Source organism: Mycobacterium sp. NGS66, from assembly GCF_059812225.1.
In genome coordinates this window covers 295,172-309,935 of record NZ_JCALCG010000004.1, presented here as the reverse complement: position 1 = coordinate 309,935, position 14,764 = coordinate 295,172, and the positions used below count along the sequence as shown (strand labels likewise).

The window sequence follows — 14,764 nt, the reverse complement described above, 5'->3', positions numbered from 1 at the left end:
AGTCACCACCAACCGGTGTTGGCCGCGATCTGCCGCCCCAGCTCGGGGGCCAGGGTGCGCACGTAGGTGGGGGACAGGTGGTGGGCCCCGTGGTAGATCAGCACGTTGCCCTCGACCGGACGGCAGGTGTCAGGGCGACAGATCGCGTCCGACATGTCCAGCGGCTTGAGCAGCGGGAACCGCTCGACGAAGTCGAGGGTTGGATTGTGATCGACCAGCAGGTCAGAGCGCTTGATCGCGCACGAATCCGCATTGCCCTTCTTGGCCAGGCAGTCCGCGGGGTCGAACGGTTTACCGTCTTTGACCAGCCACGGTGTGTCCCGCATGGCCAGCACGGGAATGTTGTTGTCGGAGAACGTCTGCCAGATCCCGATATACGTGGCCGGCATCACGTCGCCGGGTTTGATGTTCCACGGTCGCGTCGAGGTGGTGAACACGTAGTCGGGATGGTCGGTGACCAACTTGTTCATCACCGTGTGCACCCACTCGCGGCACTGCGGGTAGGCGGCGTTGTTGCCCATGATCAGCGGGACTTCCTCGGTGGACAGCGGGCAGCCCATCTTGAGGTAGGTCACCACCTTGAAGTGGTGCACCCGGCCGAGCAGGTCCAGGGCGGGCAGCCAGTGTTCGGCGTGCGATCCGCCGGCCAGCGCGATGGTTCGGGTGGCGTCCATGTCGCCGTAAGTGCAGTTGACCACCGCCGGGTTGACGAAGTCGCTGATGCAGCCGTCCCTGGTGGTGGCCGGGAGGTCCTCCTTGATCTCCAGCACGGTGGGCCGCATCCGCAGCGTGGGCACCCGCACGTGGGCGGTCAGCGCCATCGCCCCGGGATAGTCGTGGGGGTTGAGGCCTTTCAGCTCCTTGCCGGCGGCGCGTTGGTCGCTGACATGCTCGCGCCAGGTGAACGACGTTGCGGTCAGGGTGACGCCCAGCAGTACCACGATGGAGCCCAGCACCATCGTCGGCCGCCGAAGCCGCATCGCCCAAGGAACGGTCGGGATATGCGCCGGGGCAGTTGTGGAAGTCCGCTGCCGCAGCGGGTCCTCGACGAGCCGGGTGGTCAGGTAAGCGAGCACGCCGGAGACCAGCAGCACCGCCGTGCCGTCCAAAAAGCCGGCGTGTGCGCGGCCGGAATAGGACAGCCAGAAGATCAACAGCGGCCAGTGCCAGAGGTACAGCGAGTACGCCATCGCGCCCAAGGTCACCAGCGGCCCGGCCGCCAGCAGGCGGTTGGGTAACGGCAGCCGGCCGCCGTCGTGGCCGCTCAGGTTGGCCCCGGCGAGAATCATCAGCATGGTGGCGCCGACCGGTACCAACGCCCACGGGCCGGGGAATTCCTTGACGCCATTGATCAGGGCGCCGCAGGACAGGATCGCCGCCAGCGCGATGGTGGCGAGCGATGTGCGCAGCCACATCGGCCAGCGGATGTACGGCACCAGGGCCCCAACCAGCGCTCCGAGCAGCAGCTCCCACGCCCGGGCGAAGCTGTTGTAGTAGGCCTGCGCCTGGTTGGCCTGGTGCGCAAAGATCGCGAAGACGAATGAGGCCACGGTCAGTGCGCTCAGCAGCACCAAGAAGACACTCCGCAGACCCTCGAGGCTGCGGAACAGCCGCCGGAACAGGTAGGCGCAGCCGGCGACGACGAGCAGGAAGGCGACGTAGAACTGCCCTTGCACCGACATGGACCAGATGTGCTGCAGGGGGCTGACGGCCTCACCGGCACGCAGGTAATCCGACGCCGAGTTGGCCAGTTCCCAGTTCTGGTAGTAACCGAGGCTGGCCAGGCTCTGGTCGGCGAACGTCTCCCAACGGGTTTGGGGTTGCACCAGGATGGTGAGCAGCGCACATCCGGCCAGGACCACGACCAACGCGGGCAGCAGCCGACGGATCAGCCGGGCCAGCTCGGCCGGCGGTGACAGCGAGGCGGCCGGGTTGAGAGCAGCGCGAAGCATCTTGCCGCCGAAGAAGAACCCAGACAGCGCCAGGAACACATCCACGCCACCGGACACCCGGCCGAACCAGACGTGGAACATGGCGACCAATGCGATGGCGACGCCGCGCAATCCGTCCAAGTCATAGCGATAGAACCCGGACGTCCCAGTGCTTGACGGACCCGCCCCGGATGACTTCCCGACCGGCTGCGCAGCCGCGGCCGGGGGACGGGGTGGGGACAGGCTCAGCATGATAAAAAGCCAATTTACCCAAAACCCGCCGTTCGCTCTCTCGCTGAGCAGCGAGTCGTGTGGAATCAGCTGGCGGGAAATCGGCGGCTTTCGGCGGTTACCGCGTGGCGGGGACGATCGCCGGTTGCTGTGCCGGTTGCCCTGGCGCGGCCGGCTGCGTAGGTGCCAGTTGCAACGGCGCCTGCGGAGTGGGTGCCGGTTGCAACGGCGACTGCTGCGTCGGCAGCTGTTGACCCGGCACCTGCTGGCCAGGAACTTGCTGCACCGGCGCCTGCTGGCCCGGCACCTGCTGCACTGGCGACTGTTGCACTGGCGACTGTTGCACCGGTGCCTGTTGCACCGGCGCCTGCTGAGTTCCCAGAACGCGCACCAAATACGGCGCCATGCCGCTGCTGCGGACGGGTGAAACCTGGACCACGTCACCGACCTCGAGCATCTGGCCGTTGCCGAGGTACATCGCGACGCTCTGCGTGCCCTCGGGACCATAGAAGATCAGGTCGCCCTTGCGGGCCTGCTGCGGCAGCACTTTTTGCCCTACGCGGTACATCTGGCCGGACGAGCGGGGCAGCTTGATCCCCGCACCGGCATACGCATACTGCATCAGGCCGGACGCGTCGAACCCGACGGTCATGGCGCCTTTGCCGGTACCGCGGCTGGGACCGTTGACGCCGCCGCCCGCCCAGGAAAACGGCACGCCGCGTTGTGAAAGGCCGCGCGCGACCACCACGTCGGTGGCCTGCTGGTAGTCCATCGGCCTGGCGCCCGGATCCGCTGCGGCGAGGCCGGTCGCCAGGTCAGCGACAGCCACCACCGGAGCCACCGACACCATCAGCCCGACAGCGAAGGCGTAGATGCGTTTCATGCTGAATTTCACCCTCTCTTGGGGACCGTTGCCGTAGCGCGATGACTGCGCGCGAATCGCGCTATGGCCGCTGCGCACAGTTTTCACATCAGTCACTTCAGACACTTTCGCAACAGAAAGTGGGCGCCGCCAGGTGCGCGGAGGATTATTTGTCGGAATGAGATCGCACGGTGACTGCCCGGGCCGATTCCGGGTCCCTGCGCACCGGCGTTAGTGCCAAAATCGTTCGCTGAAAGTTGTCAACGCGTAGCCGGCCAGCGAGCTGACCATCAGCACGCCCGCCGCCACGATTGGCCAGAAGAACATGTACCACCCCCGCAGCAGGGAAACGACCGGGCCGATCGCCGCCGCGGCAACCGCCGCCCCGATCCCACCCCACATAACGGGGTAGATGTACTGATCCAGGCCGAACGGCACCGGTCCGCAACTGCCGTCCGGGCACGCGTCGGCGGCGAAGCCGAACATCCGCGCGGGCAAGCTCGTCGTGGTGGCCAGAACCACCAGCAGGGTCAGCAAACCGCAGGTGCAAACCACGTCCCAGACGGCGATCCGCAGCCGAATGGCCTCATGGGCGTCGTAGTCCTCGATGTCCTCGTCGGGCTGATGCGGCGACGCCATCAGTCAGATGCTTCCCGATGTCGGCGATTTCTGCGACCGATGTCGCAAGACGGGTCGCTGACCACCGGCCCGGCGACCCGCATACCCTCGTTCTCTATGTCTGCGATGCCTCCCGGGCTGACACCCGAGCAGGTCAGCGCGATCGACGCCGCCCATCTGTGGCATCCCTACAGCACCATCGGCGCTGAAGTCATACCGCCCATCGTGGCGGTGGCCGCCCGCGGGGCGTGGCTGACCCTGATCCGCGACGGCAAAGCGGTCGACGTGCTCGACGCGATGAGCTCCTGGTGGACGGCGATCCACGGACACGGTCACCCGGTGCTGGACGCGGCGCTGACCCGGCAGCTCGGCCTCATGAACCACGTCATGTTCGGCGGGCTCACCCACGAGCCGGCCGCCCGGCTGGCGCAGCTGCTGGTCGACATCACCCCGGCGGGGTTGCAGACCGTGTTCTTCAGCGATTCCGGCTCGGTGTCGGTCGAGGTGGCGGTGAAGATGGCGCTGCAGTACTGGCGCAGCCGGGGCCGGCCCGCCAAGCATCGGCTGATGACCTGGCGCGGCGGCTACCACGGCGACACGTTCACACCGATGAGCATTTGCGACCCCGACGGCGGCATGCACTCGTTGTGGACGGACATTCTGGCCGACCAAGTTTTCGCTCCGCAGGTGCCGGGTGACTACGACGACGACTACAGCGCGGCCTTCGAGGCATTGCTGGCCCGCCACGCCGGCGAGCTCGCGGCGGTCGTCGTCGAGCCGGTGGTGCAGGGCGCCGGCGGCATGCGCTTTCACGACCCGCGCTATCTGCGCGACCTGCGCGATATCTGCCGGCGACACGACGTGTTGCTGATCTTCGACGAGATCGCCACCGGCTTCGGCCGCACCGGCGAGCTGTTCGCCGCCGACCACGCCGGGGTGAGCCCGGACATCATGTGCGTCGGCAAGGCGCTGACCGGCGGATACCTCAGTCTGGCCGCGACCTTGTGCACCACCGATATCGCGCACACCATCAGCGCCGGGGAGGCCGGCGCGCTGATGCACGGACCCACGTTCATGGCCAATCCGCTGGCCTGTGCGGTGTCGGTGGCAAGTGTCGAGGTGCTGCTCGGCCAGGACTGGCGGTCGCGGGTGGGGGAGATCGCCGCCGGGTTGACGGCCGGTCTGCAGCCCGCGCGGGCGTTGCCGGCCGTGACCGACGTCCGGGTGCGCGGTGCCATCGGCGTCATCGAATGCGACCGGCCGGTCGATCTGGCCGTCGCTACCCCGGCCGCGCTCGACCACGGGGTATGGCTGCGTCCGTTCCGGAACCTCATCTACGCGATGCCGCCTTACATCTGTTCGCCCGACGAGATCGCTCAGATCACCTCGGCGATGGTCGAGGTCGCCCGACTCGTAGGCTGAACGGCGATGAAGGCACCGATCGAGACGTCGCCGCTGGCCTGGCTGGGCGAGGTGGAACAGCAGCGCCGCGAGGCCGGCTTGCGGCGCTCGTTGCGGCCGCGTCCGCCGGTCGCCACCGAGCTGGACCTGGCCTCCAACGACTACCTCGGCCTGTCGCAGCATCCCGACGTCATCGACGGTGGCGTCCAGGCACTGCGCACCTGGGGCGCCGGAGCCACCGGTTCGCGCCTGGTCACCGGCGACACCGAACTGCACCAGGAGTTCGAAGCAGAACTCGCCGACTACGTCGGCGCGTCGGCGGGGCTGCTGTTCTCCTCGGGCTACACGGCCAATCTGGGCGCGGTGGTCGGCCTTTCGGGACCGGGTTCGCTGCTGGTGTCCGACGCCTACTCGCACGCGTCGCTGGTAGATGCCTGCCGGCTATCACGGGCCCGGGTAGTGGTGACGCCGCACCGCGACGTCGACGCGGTGAACGCGGCCCTGCAGTCGCGCCGGGAGGAGCGCGCCGTCGTCGTCACCGACTCGGTGTTCAGTGCCGACGGTGCGCTGGCGCCGGTCCGTGAACTGCACGACGTCTGCCGTCGGCACGGTGCGCTGCTGATCGTCGACGAGGCGCACGGCCTGGGTGTGCGCGGCAGCGGCCGCGGGCTGGTACAAGAGCTGGGTTTGGCGGGTGCTCCTGACCTGGTGGTGACGACGACGTTGTCGAAAGCGCTGGGCAGTCAGGGCGGAGTTGTCCTCGGGCCGCAGCCGGTTCGCGATCACCTGATCGACGCCGCCCGCCCATTCATCTTCGACACCGGGCTGGCCCCGGCGGCGGTCGGTGCCGCCCAGGCCGCGCTGCGCGTACTGACGGCCGAGCCGTGGCGTCCGGAAGCGGTACTGCGCCATGCCCGCATCCTGGCCGGGGTCTGCGATGTAACGCCGATGCCCGAGTCAGCTGTGGTGTCGGTGATTCTCGGTGACCCCGAGGTGGCGTTGGCCGCCGCCACCGCCTGCTGGGACGCCGGCGTGCGGGTCGGTTGCTTCCGGCCTCCTACGGTTCCGGCCGGCACCTCACGGCTGAGGCTCTCGGCGCGTGCTTCGCTGGACGCCGCCGACCTCGAACTGGCCCAGCGGGTGCTGACCGAGGTTCTCTCCGGGGCGCGCCGTTGACGGTGCTGGTCGTCACCGGGACAGGAACCGGTGTCGGCAAGACCGTCGTCACCGCGGCGCTGTCATCCCACGCGCGCCAGGCCGGCATCGACGTGGCGGTGTGCAAACCCGTGCAGACCGGCACCGCCTGCGGCGACGACGACCTGGCCGACGTGGCCCGGTTGTCCGGAGTGACCGAGCTCGCCGGCTTGTCGCGGTACCCGCAGCCGTTGGCGCCAGCGGCCGCGGCCGAGCAGGCCGGCATGGCGTTGCCCACCCGTGACGAGCTGCTGCGTCTGGTACGCGGACTGGACCGCCCCGGACGGCTGACTTTGGTCGAAGGCGCCGGTGGATTGCTGGTCGAGCTCGCCGAGTCCGGCGTGACATTGCGTGACCTGGCCGTCGACCTCGGTGCCGCGGCGCTGGTTGCCGTCAGTGCGGAACTGGGCACTCTCAACCACACCGCGCTCACATTGGAAGCGCTTGGCACGCAAGGCGTTTCGTGCGCAGGCCTGGTCATCGGCAGCTGGCCGGCGCGGCCCGGCTTGGCGGAAACGTCGAACCGTATCGCCTTGGCCCGCCTGGCGCCGCTGCGGGCGGCGCTGCCCGCGGGCGCCGGGTCGATGGACCCCACCGACTTCGCCGCTATGAGCGCCGCCGCGTTCGACCCCGACTGGGTGAGGGCGCTGGTCCGCTGATGGTGCATTCAATCGAGCTGGTCTTCGACCGCGACACCGAGGCCGCGATCCGGCGCATTTGGGAGCAGCTGGCCGACGCCGGCATACCCAGCCAGGCCCCGGCCAGCCGACCGCATGTGACGCTGGCCGTCGCCGAGAGCGTCGATCCAGTGGTCGACGAGCTGCTCGCCCCGGTCGCCGCGCGACTCCCGCTGCACTGCGCGGTCGGCGCACCGGTGCTGTTCGGCCGCGCGAACGTCGTCTTTGCCCGGCTCATCGTGCCTACCGCAGACCTGCTGGGCCTGCACGACGAGGTGCACCGGATAAGCCGTTCGCACCTTTCGCCCGCGCCGATGTCCAACAGCCTTCCGGGTCAATGGACCGCTCACGTCACGTTGGCCCGACGCGTCGGCGGACCGCAACTCGGCCGGGCGCTGCGCATTGCGGGGCGGCCCGCCCAGATCGACGGCCGCTTCGCCGGGTTGCGCCGCTGGGAGGGCAACAAGCGCGCCGAATTCCCCATCGGCTGAGCATCACCCGGCCCGCTCGGCCATCATTGCCTGCTGAACTCTGGTGCGTCGCTCGTCGATGGTCCGACCCAAGTCTTGCAGTAGCAATGGCTTACTCATGACGAACTCGACGAGGTGATCGCGATCGATTTCCAGCGCTGTCACTTCCTCGATGGCCCGTGCGTCGGCCAGGTTGGGCTGACGGGTCAGCGCAGTCACCCCGAGGAACGAGCCTTCATCGAGGGTGCCCAGGGCGAGGCTCGCCCCGCTCTGAGCGACCCCGGTCAACCGCACGCTCCCCGCGATCAGAAAGGTCATCTTGCCGGGCACCCGACCGGCATGCTCGACAATCTCATCGGCCCCGTAGCGAACCATTCTCGCGTGCGACCCCAGCGACTGCTGGTCTGCCGGACTCAGCCGCAAGGCCGGTGCCACCAGCGTCCGCAGCGCTGTCTCGACGCGCTCAGGCGTCGAAAAGTCGTCTTCAGCGCTATCAAGATGAAGGCCCGCGCGCCGTGCGGCATACCAAAGCCAACGCAGAAAGGTGGCTTGCGCGGCGGCGTCGTCGGCGGGCGACCTCAGCCCAATGGTGACGTGATACTCGCCACCGCCGGCAGGCACCGAGGTGGCCGCGACGTCCGCCCTGCGCTGTGGCAGCGCATCGGCGATCTCCGACAGCAACGCGCACACCCGGTCGGGAGGGTCGCCCTCGGAAAAAGTCGTCGTCATCATGAGTTGATGCGCGCCGGGCGGGCGGCTGAGATTCGTGAACGACGTGGTGGCCAGCACCGAGTTGGGGGTGATCTGTAGGCCGCGGCCGGTTCGGATATGGACGGAACGCCAGTTCGCCTCCACGATCTGGCCTTGGGCGCCCGGAGTATCCAACCAGTCGCCGATTCGGAACGGCTGCTCGAACAACATGAACAGGCCGGACACAATCTGCCCGACGGAGTTCTGCAGCATCAGACCGATGACCACGGACGTCACACCCAGCGCGGTGAAAAGTCCGCCGACCCGCACGCCCCAGACATAGGAGAGAATGACCGCCAGACCCACACCGATCAGCAAGAACCGGGTGACATCGAGGAAAATGCCCGGGATCCGTTGGCGCCAGGAGCCCTGCGGCGCACCCTCGAACACCGTCGCGTTCAGCCCGGACAGCAACAGCACCAGCACCACGAAGCCGAACACCGTCGTCAGAACGCGAACCGAGGTGATCTGTGCCGGTATGTCCGCCACGTTCACCAGCAGCACCAGGAGCGCAGCCAACGGGACCAGGTAACTGCGCAGCAGCAGAACGGGCCGGGCGAGATGACTCCTCTTGCGCACCAGGGCTTGGTGCCACTCGGTCAGGCCGATCAGCAGCAGGGGCAAGCCAAAAACCACACCGGCGGCCCAGTAAAGCGATGACGCATCCATGGTGTTCACTGGTCCTCCGATAATTGCCAGATCTGCTGTTCAGTGCCGCCGACGGTAATGGTTCCCGCGGGGGTGAACCGCCGGACATCGTGCACGGCCTCATACACCGGAGCGGTGACATAGATGCCCGATTGCGTTGTGCTGCTGCGCATCTGGTGGGCCAGATTGACCGCGGCGCCCCACATGTCGTACACGATGCTGGAGCGTCCGACCAGTCCACTGATGACATGGCCCGTGTTGATTCCGGCTCGCAGTGCCAGATGATGGCCCGTTTTGCTGTTGAACCGCTCGATGATGTCTCGCATCTCGACGGCGAACTCGACGGTGCGGTGCACGCTGTCCAATCGGGGAAAGTTCAGCCCGCAGCTGGCGAGGTAGCCGTTGTGCAGGGTGCGAATCGGCTCGACGCCAAGTGCTTCGGCGGCGGAATCGATTTCCCGGATCAGTTCGTCGACGATGCCAACCAGTTCCTGCCCCGTCAGATCATTCGAGATGTCGTCGAGGCCGACGATGTCGGCGAAGATCACCGCGACGTCCTGGTGCTCCGAAGCGATAGTTTGCTCGCCCTCGCGGTAACGCCGCGCAACCGGCTCAGGCATCAACGACCCGAGCAGACGGTCGTTTTCTTTTCGCTGTTCGGTCAGCAGAACTTCCTTCATCTGCAGACTGCGGCTCATATCGTTGAAAGTCTCTGTGAGTTCTCCGATTTCATCGCGAGAGGTGACCGGAATCGCGACATCGTAGTTGCCGGCGCTGATCTCTTCTGCGCCGGCCTGCAACCGCCGAATGGGGCGCACGAATATCTGGGCGACCAGCAAGGCAGCTATGCAGATGACGAAAACCATTGCCGCCGTGGCCAACACGAGTGTATGGGTGACCGATGCCACCCGGGCGTTGGCTTCAGCGGTTTCACGGGTCGCCACAATCGACCAGTGCAGGTCGGAATTCGGCACAATCAGCGGCGCGTAGGCCGCCAGCTCGCGGCGACCCAGATAGTCGGTGTCGATCACGGTGCCGGTCTCTCCGCGTTCGGCAGCGCGGACCGCAGTGGTCGCGACAGGCTGGACCAGAGTCGTGCCACCCCACTTGATAGCTTTGTCAACGATATCGGCTCGTGTGCCCGCCGCTACCACCTCGTTCCTGAATCGCCGTGGATCTTCGACGAATAACCGCGAATCAGAACGCATCAAGTTGTCGGGGCCGGCGAGATAAGTCTCGCCGGTCGTGCCCATGCCGACTGCCTCCCACTGCTTGTCGGCGGTCATGATGCGGTTCACTTTCGCGATCGGCAACGGCAGCGCCAGCACACCCGAAGCTCTGCCGGGTGCGCCGATTGGTGACACCAACCATGCGATGGGCATGCCGAGAGCGGGCTGATAGGGCTGGAAGTCGGTGATCCACACGAAGTCGACTGAGGTTGCGGCCATGGCCTTCTCGTAGGCACCACGGAGGTTGGATTGCCGATAAGGACCGGTGAGGACGTTGGTGCCGAGTGCGGCACTCTTGTTCACGCTGTAAATGACGTTGCCGCGGGTATCGAGCAGCAGCGCATCGCGGTATTCGAAGCGAGTTGCAATCTCGCGAAAGTAGTTGTTGAAACGGGCATTCGCGGCTGACCACGCGCTGCCGTCGCCGGCGTCGTCGGTTGCGGGCGAAGCCCCCGCGGCGGTGTAGTGGGCCTGCAGGTATCTCTGCGAATTGTTGCTGGGCAGTACGGCATCGAGATCCAGCTTGGTGCCGGTGTCCCGTTCGATGGGTTTGATCAGTTTATCGGTGTAGTAGTTCACCAGCGCCTGCTGTTGCCCGGCATCGACGGGCGCGTTCGCCAGTTGGTCGAAGCCGGCGGTAAAGGCCTGAACCGCCTCCACCACGGTAGTTCCGCGGCTATAGATCACCAGCGAATTGGTCAGGTCCGCGAACAGCGTCTCGATTGCACGCTTCTGCGCCTCCCGCAATTGCGTCATCCGTTCGGACACCGCGGGCAGCAGCGCCTGCCGGGCGGCGACGTATCCGACCACCCCGATCACACCCAACGACATCAGGCTGGACACCAGCAGCATGATCATCACCTTCGACTGGATGCTGATCCGCGAGAGCGCGCGTGGACGACGTTTTCCCTTGCGGCCCGGAGCTTCCTCATCCGCGCGTACCTCGCTCGAGCGTTGCGGTGTCAACTGACTTCCTCTCGCTGGGGGTCTGGCGTGACCACCACATAATCACGACGTGATCACCACGCAGTCCGCAACGATCGAAACGGATCCGCCAGGCTCAGACAAGTGCCGGAGCGTCTACCCCCCGAACAGCAGGTACAGGCCGGTGAATGTGTAGCCCACCATGACCAGCATCATGGTCAGCTGGCCGGTCAGCTGATGGCCGGCCGGCAGCAGCCGCAGTGCTTTGTCGTGAGCCGCGATCACCGCCACGATGTGCCCGGTTACCACGCATGCCACCTTGATCCCGGCGAGCACCGGGGGATGAGCGGACAACACGTAGGCGACGTGCAGATGCGCCAAACCCAGCGGATTCCAGCCCTGGCCGAATGGGTCGGCCAAGGCGAACACGGCCTGCTGTCCGCGCTCCACCAGGTAGGTGAGGTAGTGCGCGAAGATGTAGCCCACCACGATCGGGATCAGCGAATGCGCCATCTGGCCCGGCAGGCCGCGACGCTGCTCACGGTCAAGCCCGCCCGTGGCCCGGGCGGCCAGCGAAAACGTCACGGCCACAACCGAAATGAAGACCACCAGCCCGATACTGCGCAACACGGACGAGGAAACCGTGGCCGGCACACCGTGGGCCGCGCGCGCTAGCCCATCGGCGAAGTTCCGCCACGTCGGTGACGACGAGAAGCTGTCGAACGCCGTCGACCCCAGCAGCACCGCCAACAGCACCACCACCCCCGGGCGGACCGGCAGCGACGGCAGGTGGTCGAGCGGGTTTCCCACGACGATTTTCCCGGTGGCCGGGTTGCGCCGAAACGGGCACAGGCGCGAGACGGCGACGCTGTAGACGCCGAACGGGTCGGCGCGGGCCAGCCAGCGTTGCCCGCACAGCCACGCTCCGATCAGCAGCACCACGGCATAGGTCAGCAGCCACGTCCGTACCCACGGCAGAGATGCCGAGTCCGGGCTGGCCAGCTCCATCCAGACGAAGGCGAACAGGCCCGCCGCGGCGGGCCGATATCCCCAGGGTTCCGGATAAGACAGCCGCGGCCGGCCAACCCGCTCCGGCGCGACTCGCCGCAGCAGCAGGTACACCGTGCGCATCGGGGAGAGCACTCGCCATACCGGTCCGAAGCACAACGAAACCGCCACCAGGCCGACCCACAGCAGCACGTAGAACGCCCCGAGCAACGCGTTCGACTGCGTTTCCGGACCCCAGACGCCGGCCGCCACTGCCCATGCCGCGAAAACCAGCGCCACGCCCGCGACCGCCCAGCGAGTCGCGCGCGCATCGACCAGCGTGGTCACGGCCGCCGGCAACGGACGCCCTGGCTTGAGCGGGTCGAACCGCGGCCGCCGCCACGCGAAGGCCACCAGCGCGAAGGTGAACGTCAACGCCCACGCCGCGCCGACCATCGCATAGGCATACGGAACCGGGAGGTCGCCCGAGCCGCCAAGGCCGTGCGCCAGCACCGCCGCGGCGTGGTTCACGGGCGCACTTGAATGGTGGCGATGGTGCGCTTCAGATGATGCAGTTCGACCTCGACGGTGCCGGGCACGTCGACGCTGAACTGAAACGTCTGGTTGGGTGCGGCCGCGACCTGGAACTTGTGATCGGGAGTCGAGTGCACGTGCAGCTCGTCGGCGGCATCGCTGCTGACTTTCAACGTGATCTGCTGGTTGACCTTGGCCTGCAGCGTGGCGTTGGTGGGCGTGACCTGCCCGTTGGCGATGACGACGTCGACCACCGGGCCGCCCGCGCCGCCGGCCGTGTTCGACGCACTCGGACTGCCTGCGTCATGGGCACCGCCGCAGCCGGCCAACCCGCACATCAGCATTGCCGTCGCAAGAATGCAGACGGCGCGCTTCGCGACCCCCATCAGGCCGCCCGGGGCGGAGCTTGCTTCTCCTCGACCGGCTCGGGCTCGCCAACCGCGTTGTTGATCCGGCCCGCGCCCCAGGTCAACCCGGCGATGACCATCAGGGTGAAGATCAGCACCACGATTGAGCCGGCGGTGAATAACCAAGCCGGGGCACCCGGGTCACGCTCGCGCTGCAGGATCGTTGTTTCCTGAACGAACGGCCGGGTGGTTGACACGGCGGGCACCTCGTTGCCCTGCGGCGCGGGAAGGGCCGAATCTTGTGGCTCATAGATCGGCACTGCCGTCATCGTGTAGCCGTCTTGAATCCTCATCAGGGTCTTCCAGGAACCCCATACGGGGACCGGCTGGGTGGAAACGTAGTGCCCTGGACCGACTTTCCGGAGCTTGTCGATCATCAGACCCCGGTTGTTCTCCATGCGCCCCTGCCAGGACAGAACAGTGACCCATTCCGGATTGTCGCTGACCATGCTGTCCGGCGTGAGCTGCAGATCGACCGACACCATGCGCTGGTCGGGTGGACTGCCGGGAAGATCGGTCAACGTGATCCTGGCGTTGTCGTCTCGAGGAACAACGATGTGTAGCCCGTTGGCCACCGCGCCGCCGATGACCAGCACGGTGGCCGCCACCACCGCAATGCCGATCCCGCGGCTGGGCAGGCGCTGGCCGGTGAGCACCATGCCGAACAGCCCGCCGCACGTGCCTGCCAACACCCCCACGGGCACAGCCATTGCCAGGGCCTGGCCCCACATACTGACCGGCCACGGGTAGTGATAGACCGCGCCAATCCACAGCGATTCCAGCCAGAGCCCAACGGTGGCCACGCCGAGACCCGAGACCGCGCCGAAGGCGATCGGGCGCCACAATAGTGGCGTCAGTGCCACCAACTCGACCACCAGCGCCGGTCCCAGATAGAGCGGGAACCAGTTGATCGGAGCCCCCAAGATGGGGCCGACGAGCACTGCCACCGCGCCCCGCAAGGCGATCGCGAACAAGGCCGCGATTATCGCCCCGCCCCGGCCCATGGTGATCCGGGCAGCGACAGCCGCTATCGCGGCGGCCGCGGCGATCAGCATCGGCTGAAACACCAGCCGGAATTGCGGCACGCCGAAGTCGAACTCGATCTGATAGACCGACAGGCCGATGAACATTCCGCCGAACGAGAGGTAGCGCAGAAACGAGATGAACGGGCCGAATGCAACCTGTTCACCCTCTACCGCCTCGCCCTCGCGCTCCAGCATCAACACCGCGAAAAGGGAGAATCCGGCGCCGCCGATCATCATCAAATGCGTTGGGCCCCACAGGGTGACGTCTTGCCCGAAGATCCGGTGCCAGATGTCGTCGAGCGGAAACCCGATCAGCGCGTACATGCCGCATCCGGCCATCAGGATGCCGCCGACGGGTGCGTACCAATTGTTGGTGATGCGCACCGCGGCCGGACCCGGCTTGTCGAACGGCAGCGCGATCGCCAGCATTCCGCCGACGAAGATCCCGAATAAGCCGATGATGATGAAATAGTGCGCCGGGTTGGCCAGCGGGCCGGGGTCGCGGCCGTTACCGATATGCCAGCTGACGTCCCAGATGAACCCGAACAGGGCGCAAATGATCGATGTGGTGTACACCAGGACCGGCAGCGCCACCCAGGACGGGCGCTTGAACTTGACGCCCATCCAGTCGGCGAACCGGCCCAGCCAGGTGATCCGCCTGGTCCGATGCGCATGGCCCACCCACAGCATGACCGCCGCGATCACCACCGCGGCGATGGAAAGCCCGATCACCTGGTCCAATCCGGCGCCTCGGGCAGGCGCCTCGGCCACAATTCCTAACTCCACGGTCATTGCCTCTCACGCTCGCCGGGAAAGTTGATCCGCGCCGCTGAACTTACTGCAAAGTAAGAAGCGACTTGCGCAGAATGCCCGCTT

12 protein-coding genes are annotated in these 14,764 nt (G+C 66.8%); 4 read left to right on the top strand and 8 right to left on the bottom strand.

The genetic code is table 11. The features are described from left to right. Positions 1 to 2 precede the first annotated feature (2 nt). The 3 genes from sucT to AC5Y2L_RS11365 form a co-directional block, all read right to left on the bottom strand. On the bottom strand, positions 3 to 2,183 hold the full coding sequence (gene sucT, locus AC5Y2L_RS11375; protein WP_499938701.1) for an acetyltransferase SucT: 2,181 nt from the start codon (positions 2,181 to 2,183) through the stop codon (positions 3 to 5). A 97-nt stretch (positions 2,184 to 2,280) separates the two neighbouring features. Next, positions 2,281 to 3,057 (bottom strand): NlpC/P60 family peptidoglycan-binding protein RipD, encoded by a 777-nt coding sequence (ripD, locus tag AC5Y2L_RS11370; RefSeq protein WP_499938772.1) that lies wholly within the window; start codon positions 3,055 to 3,057, stop codon positions 2,281 to 2,283. Between the two features lie 198 nt (positions 3,058 to 3,255). Continuing rightward, positions 3,256 to 3,663: a hypothetical protein gene (locus AC5Y2L_RS11365; protein ID WP_499938702.1), complete on the bottom strand. Its 408-nt coding sequence runs from the start codon at positions 3,661 to 3,663 to the stop codon at positions 3,256 to 3,258. A gap of 96 nt (positions 3,664 to 3,759) precedes the next feature. Here AC5Y2L_RS11365 and AC5Y2L_RS11360 point away from each other — a divergent pair, with 96 nt between their 5' ends. From AC5Y2L_RS11360 to AC5Y2L_RS11345, 4 genes are read left to right on the top strand one after another with little or no spacing between them, the layout of a single operon-like run. Continuing rightward, a complete protein-coding gene (locus tag AC5Y2L_RS11360; RefSeq protein WP_499938704.1) occupies positions 3,760 to 5,064 on the top strand; it encodes an adenosylmethionine--8-amino-7-oxononanoate transaminase in 1,305 nt (434 codons plus the stop codon). Between the two features lie 6 nt (positions 5,065 to 5,070). Further along, on the top strand, positions 5,071 to 6,219 hold the full coding sequence (locus AC5Y2L_RS11355) for an 8-amino-7-oxononanoate synthase (protein WP_499938706.1): 1,149 nt from the start codon (positions 5,071 to 5,073) through the stop codon (positions 6,217 to 6,219). Further along, entirely contained in the window at positions 6,216 to 6,896 is a 681-nt protein-coding gene (bioD, locus tag AC5Y2L_RS11350) for a dethiobiotin synthase (RefSeq protein ID WP_499938708.1), read from the top strand. The genes AC5Y2L_RS11355 and bioD overlap by 4 nt, the downstream gene beginning before the upstream one ends. Beyond that, entirely contained in the window at positions 6,896 to 7,405 is a 510-nt protein-coding gene (locus AC5Y2L_RS11345) for a 2'-5' RNA ligase family protein (RefSeq protein ID WP_499938710.1), read from the top strand. Before bioD ends, AC5Y2L_RS11345 begins: the two co-directional genes overlap by 1 nt. A gap of 3 nt (positions 7,406 to 7,408) precedes the next feature. Here AC5Y2L_RS11345 and AC5Y2L_RS11340 read toward each other — a convergent pair whose 3' ends face one another. From AC5Y2L_RS11340 to AC5Y2L_RS11320, 5 genes are all read right to left on the bottom strand, one after another. Beyond that, positions 7,409 to 8,803, bottom strand: coding sequence for a mechanosensitive ion channel domain-containing protein (locus AC5Y2L_RS11340; RefSeq protein ID WP_499938773.1), 1,395 nt, complete (start codon positions 8,801 to 8,803; stop codon positions 7,409 to 7,411). A 5-nt stretch (positions 8,804 to 8,808) separates the two neighbouring features. Next, a complete protein-coding gene (locus AC5Y2L_RS11335; protein ID WP_499938712.1) occupies positions 8,809 to 10,977 on the bottom strand; it encodes an adenylate/guanylate cyclase domain-containing protein in 2,169 nt (722 codons plus the stop codon). A 114-nt stretch (positions 10,978 to 11,091) separates the two neighbouring features. Then, positions 11,092 to 12,453 carry a hypothetical protein gene (locus AC5Y2L_RS11330; protein ID WP_499938714.1) on the bottom strand — a complete coding sequence of 454 codons (1,362 nt, stop codon included), beginning with the start codon at positions 12,451 to 12,453 and terminating at the stop codon, positions 11,092 to 11,094. Further along, on the bottom strand, positions 12,450 to 12,842 hold the full coding sequence (locus tag AC5Y2L_RS11325; RefSeq protein WP_499938716.1) for a hypothetical protein: 393 nt from the start codon (positions 12,840 to 12,842) through the stop codon (positions 12,450 to 12,452). Before AC5Y2L_RS11325 ends, AC5Y2L_RS11330 begins: the two co-directional genes overlap by 4 nt. Further along, a complete protein-coding gene (locus AC5Y2L_RS11320) occupies positions 12,842 to 14,680 on the bottom strand; it encodes a hypothetical protein (protein ID WP_499943883.1) in 1,839 nt (612 codons plus the stop codon). The genes AC5Y2L_RS11325 and AC5Y2L_RS11320 overlap by 1 nt, the downstream gene beginning before the upstream one ends. Between the last annotated feature and the right edge of the window lie 84 nt (positions 14,681 to 14,764).